We start from the raw sequence: 12455 nt of genomic DNA, 5'->3' as shown, positions 1-12455 counted from the left end.
CAGTCACCGCTGAGCCCCAAGGGGACTCAGGATCAGAGGGTTTAGGTTTTCTCGGAACAGACGGTGTCGCTCCATGGCGACCGGATCAGCCGGACGGACCAGTTCCGGCGCTTCGTCATTCAGATCAGCCCTGGGTCGTCTTGGCAGGCTCGGCGCCTGCCAGGGCAATATGTAAAGTACCCGGGGCTCGTCTTCGCCAAGACTTGCAGACAGGCCTTCAACACTGAGCCGGACCGTGTCACCCTGATCCGCCTGTACCGGCGTAATAACCAGTATCTGAAGGCCTGCAAACACCAGTGCGGCAAAGACAGCTTTGGCGGCTTTTTGAATTTCAACCATTTATTCCAGCCTCCGTTCCAGATCCGCAATCCAGCCGGCCACTTGTTGGTCGTCTTCTTCCGTCAGCTCCCGGTAACGGCTGTAGTGCACAAGGGCTGTTTCCAGATCCAGCAGATAGAGTTCAGCGATTACCGCCAAATTGAAATGCAGCTCCGCCACATCTGGTGAATGGACGAGGCCTGCTTTCAACAACTTGGCCGCTTCTGCGAACCGGTGCTGGTCCTTGAGCACGAGCGCCAGATTGTTCACGGTTACAGCGTTGGTCGGGTCCAACTCCACGGCTTTTTTCCAGGCCTTTACAGCCGTCCCTTTCCGGCCCTCTTCGAAAGCCGTGCGACCTTCTTTTTCAAACTTTGCGGCCAGTTCCGGATCCGTCTTGACGGATTCCTCGGGCTGCCGGATTTCCTGACCGGCACAACCACCCAGCACCAAGAGCAAAAGGAGTACTGAGCGCAGTGCTGTTTTTGGAAATGGATTAAACGCCATCTTTCGACCTCATGTTCCAACTGAGCCATTTGACGCTTCGCTCGTAACGGCCCGGATGCAGTTCCGCAAGAACGCCAAGGCTTCGCCCGATCCAGGCATCGTAGCCTTCCGATGCGATCCGGCGGTGGTTTTCGGTGTGCAGTTGAATCGCCTTTTCTTCGAAAGGGTAAGCCTCCTCTTCCAGCAACATCTGGTACTGCATGGCCTCAAGCTCATTCAGGTCCGAAGGGATGGTTGAGGTCATCAGGTCTTTGGCCAGGCCCCGGTAGAGCTCTGCCCTGCGGAACAAAGACTCAGACAGAACGCGCGCTCCACCGAGGGCTTCGGCATCGAGAAATCGCTGTCTGGCCGCTTCCAGGGCCTTCTGTTTGCGGTCCAATGATTGTTCCAGAGGCTGGCTCAGGCTGATACTGGTGAACACCGCTGCTGCCCGGGCGCCAAGCACCAGGGATGCACGGGATGACCACTCAAGTGTGTCTGCACTGTGCCAGGCACTGTCCAGCTCTGCCTGAACCAGAGCTTCCCGCCAGGAGTCCGGATCGTCACCCGTCTCTACCAGGCGATAACGGATTGTCTGAAGCCGCTCATGCTCAGATCCGTCGGCAGCTTCCGGACCCGTTGCAAGGTAATCCACGTACAGGGCATTCCGTTCGGCAATATTTCCGGCCTCATTCAGCAATTCTGCGGCGCGCATCCGCAGGCCCCAGGGGTTGGCGCTATTGTCAGCGGCCTGAAGTAATTCTGATGCCGCCTGGGTCGGTTTATCGGACTGAATCCAGGCATGTACCAGCTTTTCACTGATACCCGCAGCCAGTTCGTGTTGCGGGTGGTCGGCACGAAACGCCTGCAGGTCCGCCACAGCGGCTGCCCAGTCTGATGCCTTCAGCAAGGTATTGGCGGCGTCGTACCGTGCCCGAATGGCGATTTCCGAGCCGGGTAACACTGAATCAACCCGCCGGAAGTGACCTACAGCCTCTCTGAACCTGCCGCGAGCGGCTGCCATCTCTCCCTGGCGATAGACCGCCGTCGCCAGTTGCCGGCGAACGGCCGCCCGCTGTTCGTCGGTCACATCTTCTAGCTGATCGCCCTCCGCAAGATCCAGCGCCTGATTCCAGGCCCGCTCTGCCAACCCATACTCACCTTCCTTCTGGCGAATCCGGGCCGTCACCTGCCAGGCTGTATATTGCTCCGCCGGCGATGCCCCGGCTGCCGTGAGAACCTGCGACGCGTAATGCAGTGCCCGCTCATGGTTGCCTACTGCAAGCCAGCGGGAGCCCAGATCCGCCATGAGGCCTGAAATCCGGGCATCATCGGCGAAACGCTTTTCAAAGCGATTGGCCTCGTTTGATAGATCCTGCAGTTCGGGCCTGAATTCAGCAGTCGGGAGCTTTTGGTCGACACCATCTCTTAACAGGATGACTGCGGCCCAGGCAGCATCAGCCGCCTCGTTGTAACCGGGCGCTTCGTAGGCAGCCTTTCGAAAGTTCACCAGCGCCTTCGCAAACTGCCCTGCCTGAAGTCGAGCATCTCCGGCTAGGCGCAGGATCTCTCCACTCTGAGCTACCCTGGGCGACAGTCCTTCATAGTAGGCAGCGGCAATTGCGAAGGCCTGACCGGAAGCTGCAACCTGCCCCTGCTCCGCCGCGCGGCCACCCAGGTCATAGTGATAGTCCGCCAGGCGCTTGCTGTAACTCCGCCACTTGTCTCGCTCGTCCCCATCCAGCTCAGCAAAGGCCGATTCCGCGCCATAAATCTCGACGAATCGAGCCTGGGCAGCGCGAACCTGCTCGACGTCACCGGCTGCCTGCCAGACATCCACCACCTGCAACAGGAAGGCTGGAACCGAATTGTGATTTGGGGAATACTCAATGAAGGCCGTGTTGGCGGCGACACTGGCCCGGGTGTCTCCAAGGACGGCGTAATAGTCCGCGAGGCGGTCAAACAGAAGATGCTCCCAGGGACGCGGCCGTTCTCTATCCAGCCAGGAAATCAGGGTGTCCGGGCCACTGTTTCGTGCGGCCATCAATGCCAGGACACGAAAGGTATCGTCGATGGTATCGACGCTGGACTCACTGACCGACTCCAGGCTCTGTTCCTGCGGTAAAAACTCATCCAGAACCTCGACGAAGGTTGCGGCAGCCCGGTTCCAGGCAGACGGCCCCTGCTTGTACTGGCTCCAACCAAGCATGTATCTGGCCTTTGTGCTGAACTCTTCGCTGTCATCAGATGTAACCAGGTGCCGGTAGCCGTTTTCTGCCTCGGCGTACTGGCCAGCGGCAAAGGCGGATTCTGCCAATCGGAACCTTGCCTCCGGCACCAGGGGCGATTGAGGGTACAGCCCGATCAGCTGTTTCAGCCTCTGGATAGACGCACTCTGCTGCCCTGTCAGAGCATGGGCCTTGGCCATCTGGTAAAGCAGTTCATCCAGCCGGCCACCATAGGAGCCGCGCTCCAGAATCGACTCGTAACTGCTGATTGCCTCGCTGTAGACCCTTTCCTCTTCAGCCGGGGAGAACCCGATATCTTCACCTGAACGATCCCGAATATTGCTCAGACGGTTAAGGGCATCAATCCTCACCTCCGGTTCGTCGGATGTCTGGAACAGGCGGTGATAACGCCTGGCAACTTCCGAGGGCGAGATGGCCGGCATGGGCCGGCTTTCAAAGGTCAGGAAAACCGGACGCATATCCCCGATGGTTTCGCCGTCCCTGCCCAGCTCCACGCGGAAGGATTCCTGAGCCATAGCCGGCGTAACAAGGAGCAGGGAGAGACAGAGGCTCTGGATCGGCCGGATCATGGCTTTGTTTCCTCCAGATTCTGGAGGGCAAGATATTCATACAGGTGAGCAATCTGTTGTTCAGTTTTGTCCAGTGCAAAGGCCATCTGCTGGTCCCTGGCCTCGACATAATCCAGAGCCAATTCGTCCAGCGCCGCTTCAGATGCCCGGAGCAACTGAAGCACAGACGAAGCCAGCGCTTCGTTGCGCTCTGTCAGCACGGCAGCTGTGTGACGTAAACGTTCCAGGATTTCAGGTTGCCCCGATGCATTGCTCCTGACCTGATTCAACCGCGTCTGGGCGTCCGAGAGGGTTTTCCGGAGGGCCTGGATACGGGCTTGCCCGCCAGGACTGGCGTTATCCGCGAGCCGCTGCAGCCGTGCACCGAGCTCTTCACCTTTAGCAATCAGATCAGCTGTGCGTTGCCTGGAGCCCTGCTCCTGAATGCCGACCAGCTGTTCGGTCAGCGCTTCCTGAAATACCTCAAGGTCGTGCCCATAACGTTCCAGTTTCGCGGCCATCAAGCGAAGAGCTGCCACCCTCCCCGCAGCGGTCTGGGCATTCGTCTCTTCCAGGAACCCCAGGAGATAGGCCATCCTTGGCTGGGTCAGTGTGCGGCTGTCTGCAAGAAACCAGTCGACCCCGGTTTCCCGGGCATCTTCCACCAGGGTTTTGTAGGCCCCTTGTTCGCGAATCTTCCCCGCCAGTTTGCGGAGAGTCACTCGTTCACTCTCAAAGGCGGCGTTGGCGGCCAGATAGGCTTCACCGGCCTGCCCCAGATAGCCGGAAAGGTCGTAGCCCCTGCCCATGCCAATCCAGGCGTCAGCGACACCGGGGTACGCCAGAGGATACTTCCGGGCCCGATGCCAGCTCTGCATCGCGGCCCGATGATTGCCTCTTTCAGCCAGGGCGAGACCATGAAGATAAAGTGCCCTGGGGGTGTTAAAGCTATCGAGATCGACCTTCTCCAGGAAGCTTATCGCCTTGTCAAACTCGCCGTGCTGGTAAGCAAGGTAGCCCGCCCGAACCAGCAGATTATTCTTCAGGTGCTCGCTGCGGCGGGAATTGTCGTCGCCCTCGGACATGGCTAACGCTACCCGCAAAGCAACCAGCGCCCTGGCCGGGTTAAGATCGGTTTTCGCGTAATCGCTGGCAAGATTGAGGTAACCCAGAGCCGCCCAGTAGCCTTCTTTCATTCCGGCCAGGATTCGCCCGGCCTCATCGGTACGCCCCTCAGTTCTTGCCTTTTCCGCCGCTTCGAAGAGCGCTTGCTGTCGGCCATCACCAAGGTTGACGCCAACATCCCCGGCCTGTCGGAATTCCGTGAGGCCAGAACGAATTTCGTCCGGCATTGACGGCGTAGCCGCTAAGGAAAACCCGCAGACAGTCAGAAGTACCGGAACCAGCAGGACCCGCAACACCATGACGCCCTACTCCCACTCCACGAAAGAAACCCGGGGTTCGTAATCGGGAGCCCGGGCTTCAAGGCTCAATTGCAGACGCAGAACGCCGGGGCGTTTTCTGAACCGGTGAGTGGATTCCCGACGCACAAAATCATCATCGGCAGAGCGAGCGGTAATGACCGTTTTCAACTCATGCTCGCCGTTTTGCAGATTCCCGGTGAACAACTGCTGTATTCCGCCCCGCTCAAGTGAAGCCCGCTCTCTGTCGGAATACAGGTGGGAGGCCACTGGCTGGCCATTCACAAACAGCTCGACGGAATCGAGATCGAGCGCATCGCGGCTTTGAAGTGTCAGAAAAACTGCCAGCCGGGTATTGGCTGGGTGCAGCACCTTTTGTTCGAGGGCAAAAACGCGCTCGGAGTGACTGGCGACCTCGGCGCTCAGGCGTTCGAGCTCTTCATCAAGCCCGGCCGCTGGTATTGGGGGAGCGGTCAGCAATGCGAGAATAACGGATCCGATGGCCACTACCCTTCGATGTGCTATCCGGCGCCTTTGTGTTTGTTGTGTGCCGAACATAAGCCTCCTGCCTTTGCAGCCTCTGTAACTCACGAAAACTTCTGTAACAGATCGGCAGAAAGCGTAACACTTGGTAACCGCCAAGAACGGTATCCAGATCACCAAATGAAAAACGCGAGTTCGGCAGTTCGAAATTGAGAAGAGTGTCGAGTTATTTGACGGTATTCAGGAGGGGAGGAAAATCAGAACCCGGAATTCGCATAACTGGATTTTTAAACGACTGTTTTAACAGCCTTTAATCCAACTGGCCCTGTATTTGCTATCTGGAAAGCGGCGGGAAAGCCTTCAGGCAACCCCGCTTGATATGCCGAGCTTTGCCGATGCCCTCAACCGCATCGGCTTTTTTTATTTACTCAGTTGCTTCATGGCCGATTCGAGGCCTTCAACCGTTAGCGGGTACATGTGGTCGTTAACGAGTTGCTTCGTCATTCCCAACGATCCCCCATTGCCCCAATAACTCTCCGGGAGCGGATTAATCCACACAACCTTCCGGAAATGTTCGGTGATGCGCTGGAACCAGGTGGCGCCCGCTTCCTCATTCCAGTGCTCGATGGAGCCACCGGGGTGGGAGATCTCGTAGGGAGCCATCGTTGCGTCACCCACAAAGATCACCTTGTAGTCGGGCGTGTACTTGTGAAGGATGTCCCAGGTGCTGGTGGTTTCGTTCATGCGGCGGATATTGTTCTTCCAGACACTCTCATAGATGAAATTGTGGAAGTAAAAATATTCCATATGCTTGAACTCTAGCCGGGCAGCAGAAAACAGTTCCTCGCACACTCGGACGTGGGGGTCCATGGAACCGCCGACATCAAAGAAGATCAGCACCTTCACCGCATTGTGTCGTTCGGGCACCATTTTCAGGTCCAGATAGCCGGCATTGCGAGCTGTCGAACGGATGGTGTCATCCATATCCAGCTGGTCCGCCGCGCCCTGGCGGGCGAACTTCCGCAGTCGGCGCAGCGCCACCTTGATGTTGCGGATGCCCAGGGTCACGCTGTCGTCGAGATCCTTGAATTCGCGCTTTTCCCAGACTTTCACGGCCCTGCCGTGACGACCATTCTTCTGGCCGATCCGGAACCCCTCCGGGTTGTAACCGTTAGCTCCAAAGGGTGAAGTACCGCCGGTACCGATCCATTTGTTCCCGCCAGCGTGACGCTCCTGCTGCTCCTCCATCCGCTTTTTGAAGGTCTCAATCAGCTCCTCCAGGCCTCCGAGAGAATCGATCTTTGCCTTCTCTTCCTCAGACAGGTGCTTCTCGAACTCGGCCCGCAACCAGTCGTCCGGAATCAGGGCTTCAAGCAGGTCGTCGAGATTCTCGATTCCTTCAAAGTAAGCCTGGAACGCGCGGTCAAACTTGTCGAAGTGGCGCTCGTCCTTGACGAGGCAAAGACGGGACAGGTAATAGAACTCCTCCATATCCGCAAAGGCAAGCCGTTTCTGCAGGGCTTCCAGAAGATCCAGAAACTCTCTCAGGCTGGCAGGCACTCTCGCGCGCCGGACTTCAAGAAAAAAATCAATCAACATAAAACGTGACTCTTGCCAATGAGCTTGCCGAGAATCAGCTGCGACGACGGGCCATGAAAGCGAGCTTCTGCAGCAGGTGCACATCCTGCTCGTTCTTCACCAGGGCCCCGTAAAGCGGTGGCAGCGCCGAGCTGGTATCCTTCTCCTGCAACATTTTCGCAGACAGCTCATCCGCCATCAGCAGTTTCAGCCAGTCAATCAGCTCCGAGGTAGACGGTTTCTTCTTCAGGCCCGGCACCTTACGCACATCAAAGAAAACTTCCAGGGCATCGCGAACGATTTCCTGCTGCAAGCCCGGGAAATGTACGTCCACGATATTCTGCATGGTGTCGTGGTCCGGGAAGCTGATGTAGTGGAAGAAACACCGGCGCAGGAAGGCATCCGGCAATTCCTTCTCGTTGTTACTGGTGATCACCACGATCGGACGTTTCTTTGCCTTTACGGACTGCTGGGTCTCGTAGACGAAGAACTCCATCCGGTCGAGTTCCAGCAACAAATCATTGGGGAATTCGATATCAGCCTTGTCAATCTCGTCGATCAGCAGCACCACCTGCTCGTCCGCCTCGAAGGCCTCCCAGAGCTTGCCCTTGACGATGTAGTTGCTGATGTCCTTGACCTTTTCATCGCCCAGCTGGGAATCCCGCAGACGGGAAACCGCATCGTATTCGTAGAGACCCTGCTGAGCCTTGGTGGTGGACTTGATGTGCCAGGGAATAAGCTTCATACCCAGGCCGGCGGCCATCTCCTCCGCCAGCAGGGTTTTCCCGGTGCCCGGCTCGCCCTTGATCAACAGCGGACGCTGGAGCGCAATTGCTGCATTGACGGCCATTTGCAGGTCATCGGTGGCTACGTATTTCTCGGTACCGGTAAACTTCATGCTCTGGTTCCTGTTGGTTACTTTTTCTGGTCTTTCTGATCAGGCTTTTTCTTCGAATCGTCTTCGGGCAATCCGGACTCATCCTGATCATAATCGGGTAAATCGTCGAACTCGGACAAATCGAAATCCTCAAGCCCGAACTCTTCCTCGTCATCTTCTTCCGGCTCATCAGCGTCGGAGGGATCGGCGACATCCTCCAACTCAGGGATATCCTCATCCGTCTCTGCAGGGTCTTCTTCCACCGGCGTATCGGCCACCGGGATGTCCTCTTCCAGGTCATCGGCCGATTCCATTTCGGATTCAGAAAGCGCTTCATCTTCCGCTTTCAGAGTGGCCTCATGCTCATCAATCACGGCCTCCAGCTCGGACATATCATCTTCTGGCGCCTCCTCGGTGACCTCCGGAATCTCCTCGATTTCGGCATCCTCTTCCAGCTGAAGGCTTTCTTCTGGCTGAGGTCTCTCCTCTTGCTGAAGATTGTCCTCCGCATCGTCGCTAGCCTCTGGCTCGGGCTCCGGTTGAGGCTCCTCCTGCAGGTCCTCAAGCGTTTCTCGCTCTGCGGCGGCCTCTGTCTGCTCCTGTTGGCGTTGCTTCCGCTGGCGAAGTGCAAACCACACCAGGCCTCCGATCAGAACCACACCACCGCCAGCTGCTGCGACCATCCATAAGGGTACTGCAAAGGCGGTTTCCGTTTCTTCCGGTTCCTCAGGCGCCGGCTCAGGCTCCGGTGCCGACGGAGTCACCGGCTCCTCTGCCTGGCTCACATCAATGGGCGATGAAATCGCAGATTCAGGCTCGGATTGCTCCGGCTCGGATAAGGGCGGCTCCGGCTCAGATTGTTCTGTGGCGGGCTCCGATTCAATTACCCCGGGCTCCACCTGTTCAATTGGCTGATCGGCAGGTTCCGTCCCTTCAGGCACCGTGAAGCCGACAGTCGCACTGAACTTGCGGCTGAAGGTCTGGCCGTCGGCAACGACATCAAAGGTGTAGAGTCCAGCGGCTGGTAACCGACTCACCGTATCCCGATAGGTGCCATCTTCCGGCGGCTGCTCATCAGACAATACTTTGGTTCCGCTCCGGCCATCCTCCGAGGTGATACTGAGGCTGACCTCAATCACACCCAGAAAATCAGAACTGGTGATTTTCTCCCCTTCCTCGAAAAAACCAACCCGGATGTTCAGCGGGTCATCTGCGGTAAACGACGGTGGTAGTGGATTAACCACCATCCTGAGATCGCTGACCACCGTTACCCGGCTGCCCTCGCCCAGCTCGCCATTGATACGCCATTGCCCGGCCAACGGCTCATTGACCGTAATCAGGTCATAGCCGGCTTCCCTGGCCCAGCGGACATTATCGGGAAATTCAGAAAGATTGACGGTCTGCTCATCCGGGCGAACCAGGGCAAGCTCCCGTGTTGCTGAGGTCTCCGACTCGCCCCAGAAAATCAGGGCGGTAAATTCACTGACGCCCTCGTCTACAGTGAAACCGTTGCCCTCAATCGGAATCTGCTCCTGGGGTACCGCGGTATTCAGGGCCTGAAGAAACGCCAGGTTCAGTGCATCCGCCGTATCGGCCACCTGGAAACGGCCACCGGATTCCGTCGCCAAGGCCTTCAGAAAGTCAGTATCGGCTGCCTCTGACAGGGCTACAGGGTGAAACGTGGCGCCCCGCTCGATGAGATCCGCCACAATCGTGTCCAGAATCCGTTTTTCTTCTGCCGTATTGGCGGCGGCATCGTCGGAGATATCGACCTTACCATCTGTCAGCAGGATAAAATGAGTGCGGCTCAGATCGCCGTCAGTGAAATAGTCGTCGCTTGCCGTCTCAATAGCCGCGCCAAGGTTGGTTCTGAGCGCAACGGAATTGATCTGCGCGGAACGCTGGATGGCCATATCCCGCCAGGCATCGGTCACTTCCTGATGCGGCACCAGCATGTTGACGTACTGTCCGAATGTCCAGACACCGGCACTGGCTCCCTCTGGCAACAGCCGGGCGAGCAAACGAACGGCAGGTTGACGCAGATTCTCCGGATCGGTCTCTTTCATGGAACCCGAGATATCGACAATGATCCGCACGTCCGACTGTTCTGGCAATTGAACGTCATCGCTCTCCTGGGCGCCAAGCCCGGCAGACAAGCTGAGCGCGAAAAAAGCCGCGAACAGGCCAAACCATCTCAATGTCATCTTTCTCAAGGCTTCCATCCTTTTATTGTTTTCCCGATTTACTTGCGAACAAGGCGGTAACGAACCAGATCCAGTACCCAGACCAGCAACATTACCAATCCAGCCAGACCGAGATTGAACAGCGCCCGGCCTGAAGCGTCGGCGTCGCCGAGAATCATTTCGTAACCGCCAAACAGCCATGCCGGAATCCACCAGCCGGCCAGTTCTGGCGACTCCACCGGGGTAAGCAGCAAGGCCACCAGGGCGGCAAGAATCAGGGTACGAACCCCGTAAAACGGAAGGAAACGCACAAGGCTCTTCATCATGTAAAAGAATACGACAAAGGCGATGGCGTAGGCGGCCCAGAATATCCCGTAGGCCAGTTGTGCATCAGTATCAATCATTACAGGATCCAGTGAATGATGTGTTCTTCCCAGTCTTCTTCCGGCACGCGGTCCTCTGAGATGACCTTGTGGCGAATCGAAACGCCTGCCTCGTGTACGGAGCCCGGATCCCCGCTTCGCAGAGGATGCCAGTCGGCCAGCGGCCGGTCTTCAGCCAACGTTCGGTAGGCGCAGGTATATGGCAACCAATGGTAGTCGCTGACGGTATCCGGTGTCAGCACTGTGCAGCCCGGCACTTTCTTTAGCCGTTCTTCATAAACGGTGCACTGGCAGGTTTCCTCGTCCATGTAACGGCAGACAAGGTCGGTGTGGTAAACCTCACCGGTGTCTTCGTCTTCCAGTTTGTTGAGGCAACACTTTCCGCAACCGTCGCAGAGAGACTCCCATTCCTGCTCCGTCATCTCTTTCAGGCGTTTACGCTGCCAGAACGGCACCTGGGCAATCATGGATTGCGCTGCTCCAGCTTACGCTTGAAGTCCACCACATAGCTTTCCTGCTCTTCCGGCATCTGCAGAAAAAAGTCCTTCTCGTCGATCGCTTCCAGAACCTGCTTTCCAGTGGTTCGTGCCAGCTTACGGTCGGGTGTCAGCACGAGGTCCATGGAGTGGACCGGCTGCCCGAAGATACCCCGGAGGCTCTCGGGAAGATCCTCCCAGTTCTGGCCGCGGCGAACGAAAAGGTAGGTGTCGTTCTTCTTGCTGCTGCGGAAAACGGAAACGAACTCTCGCTCTTTCATGACTTCAGCAATTCCTCGATATCAGCGCGAACCGGCGCGAGAACTTGCGCCCGCCAGCCCTGGAAAAATTCATGTTTCGCCAGATCGGGATGCTGCACAACCTTCTCAAGACGCTTCCTGGGCGCCAGCAATTCCATAGGAATATCAGCATCTTCTGAAGCTTTCCTGAAAAGACGCTTTAACTTTTTGAAGAAGCCCTGCTGATCCCGTGACAATGGCGGCGCGATCCTCTCAAGGGAGGAATTATCCGCGGTCGACCCCCGGCTAACAAGTTCAAGGATGGTTTCACCGTATCGGCGGACAGCGCCGGAAGGGACACCCTGAATGTTGGAAAGCTCCTTGAGTGAACCGGGCAGCCTTTCCGCAATGGCAATCAATAGAGCGTCAGCCAGCACCCTGTTCCTCGGCCGGTCCCGCCGCTGACATTCCAGTTCGCGCCAACGAACCAGCTCTCTGAGCACCCCCTGCTGCTGGGCAGAAAGCGTCCAGCCTCCGCGCAGCTTCAGGTAATGGTTGTCCGGATCTTCCTGCCCTGCCAGCTCATCGGCAAAACGAGCCGACTCCTCCGCGAGGGCCGCCTCCAGCCCGCGATCACGCAATAATTGGCTAGCCCACTGGTACATCGGCTCCAGAAAACGGATATCGTCGATCGCATAGCGTTGCTGGGCGTCGCTCAATGGTCTTGCCAGCCAGTCGGAGCGGGTGGCGGACTTGTCCAGCGTCTCGCCAAAAAGAGTTTCCACCAGCCTGGCGTAACCAAGGGAAAACCCGGCTCCGGCCATTGCAGCACCGATTTGAAGGTCTATCACACCGGCAGGCTCAATGTTGAGCCACTGGCGGAACAATTCCAGGTCTTCGCTCATGGCGTACAGGAGCTTAGGGGTACCCGGATCCGCCAGAATTTCCCGGAAACGTTGGGATTTCTCCGCAACGGAAGGGTCCACCAGGCAGAACTCACCGCCAAGTCCCAACTGAACGAGGCCCGGAATCGGATAAAAGGTGTTTACCCGCTCGAATTCAGTGTCCAGAGCCAGAGGTTTGCCAGGTGCGCGATCCAGCCATTGGTCCAGCGCCTGCGACTCCCGGACCCAATGAATGCTGGCCGGGGCCGGGGCCGGGGGAACGTCAACAGCCATCGAGGCGTGAGCAGAAATATCCATAAACGTGCCTGG

At 57.4% G+C, this 12455-nt stretch carries 12 protein-coding genes; all 12 read right to left on the bottom strand.

Translation table 11 applies throughout. The features are described 5' to 3' along the window. Positions 1 to 3: 3 nt before the first annotated feature. The 12 genes from ABNF92_RS00170 to ABNF92_RS00115 all read right to left on the bottom strand — a co-directional run bounded on the left by ABNF92_RS00170 (position 4) and on the right by ABNF92_RS00115 (position 12443). The gene (locus ABNF92_RS00170) at positions 4 to 339 is read right to left on the bottom strand and encodes a hypothetical protein (protein WP_305966950.1); all 336 of its coding nucleotides are present in this window, start codon (positions 337 to 339) and stop codon (positions 4 to 6) included. Next, entirely contained in the window at positions 340 to 825 is a 486-nt protein-coding gene (locus tag ABNF92_RS00165) for a tetratricopeptide repeat protein (RefSeq protein WP_069183505.1), read from the bottom strand. Next, a complete protein-coding gene (gene bamD / locus ABNF92_RS00160) occupies positions 815 to 3622 on the bottom strand; it encodes an outer membrane protein assembly factor BamD (protein WP_349343089.1) in 2808 nt (935 codons plus the stop codon). Before bamD ends, ABNF92_RS00165 begins: the two co-directional genes overlap by 11 nt. Beyond that, a complete protein-coding gene (locus tag ABNF92_RS00155; RefSeq protein WP_349343088.1) occupies positions 3619 to 5025 on the bottom strand; it encodes a hypothetical protein in 1407 nt (468 codons plus the stop codon). Before ABNF92_RS00155 ends, bamD begins: the two co-directional genes overlap by 4 nt. Positions 5026 to 5031: 6 nt before the next feature. Continuing rightward, positions 5032 to 5580: an AraC family transcriptional regulator gene (locus ABNF92_RS00150; RefSeq protein ID WP_349343087.1), complete on the bottom strand. Its 549-nt coding sequence runs from the start codon at positions 5578 to 5580 to the stop codon at positions 5032 to 5034. Between the two features lie 345 nt (positions 5581 to 5925). After that, entirely contained in the window at positions 5926 to 7104 is a 1179-nt protein-coding gene (locus ABNF92_RS00145; RefSeq protein WP_069183501.1) for a VWA domain-containing protein, read from the bottom strand. Between the two features lie 34 nt (positions 7105 to 7138). Beyond that, on the bottom strand, positions 7139 to 7981 hold the full coding sequence (locus ABNF92_RS00140) for a MoxR family ATPase (protein WP_069183500.1): 843 nt from the start codon (positions 7979 to 7981) through the stop codon (positions 7139 to 7141). Positions 7982 to 7998: 17 nt separating this feature from the next. Continuing rightward, positions 7999 to 10164, bottom strand: coding sequence for a VWA domain-containing protein (locus ABNF92_RS00135; RefSeq protein WP_349344044.1), 2166 nt, complete (start codon positions 10162 to 10164; stop codon positions 7999 to 8001). Between the two features lie 38 nt (positions 10165 to 10202). Then, positions 10203 to 10547, bottom strand: coding sequence for a hypothetical protein (locus ABNF92_RS00130; protein ID WP_069183498.1), 345 nt, complete (start codon positions 10545 to 10547; stop codon positions 10203 to 10205). Then, a complete protein-coding gene (locus ABNF92_RS00125; RefSeq protein WP_349343086.1) occupies positions 10547 to 10993 on the bottom strand; it encodes a YcgN family cysteine cluster protein in 447 nt (148 codons plus the stop codon). Before ABNF92_RS00125 ends, ABNF92_RS00130 begins: the two co-directional genes overlap by 1 nt. Next, positions 10990 to 11283, bottom strand: coding sequence for a YcgL domain-containing protein (locus ABNF92_RS00120; RefSeq protein WP_069183496.1), 294 nt, complete (start codon positions 11281 to 11283; stop codon positions 10990 to 10992). Before ABNF92_RS00120 ends, ABNF92_RS00125 begins: the two co-directional genes overlap by 4 nt. Next, positions 11280 to 12443, bottom strand: a complete 1164-nt coding sequence (locus ABNF92_RS00115; RefSeq protein ID WP_349343085.1) for an HRDC domain-containing protein — start codon at positions 12441 to 12443, stop codon at positions 11280 to 11282. Before ABNF92_RS00115 ends, ABNF92_RS00120 begins: the two co-directional genes overlap by 4 nt. Between the last annotated feature and the right edge of the window lie 12 nt (positions 12444 to 12455).

It is taken from the genome of Marinobacter sp. MMG032, assembly GCF_040112695.1.
GTDB classification, from domain to species: Bacteria; Pseudomonadota; Gammaproteobacteria; order Pseudomonadales; family Oleiphilaceae; genus Marinobacter; species Marinobacter salsuginis.
The sequence above is the reverse complement of the archived record's forward strand: the minus strand, read 5'-3'. Positions and strand labels throughout refer to the sequence as shown.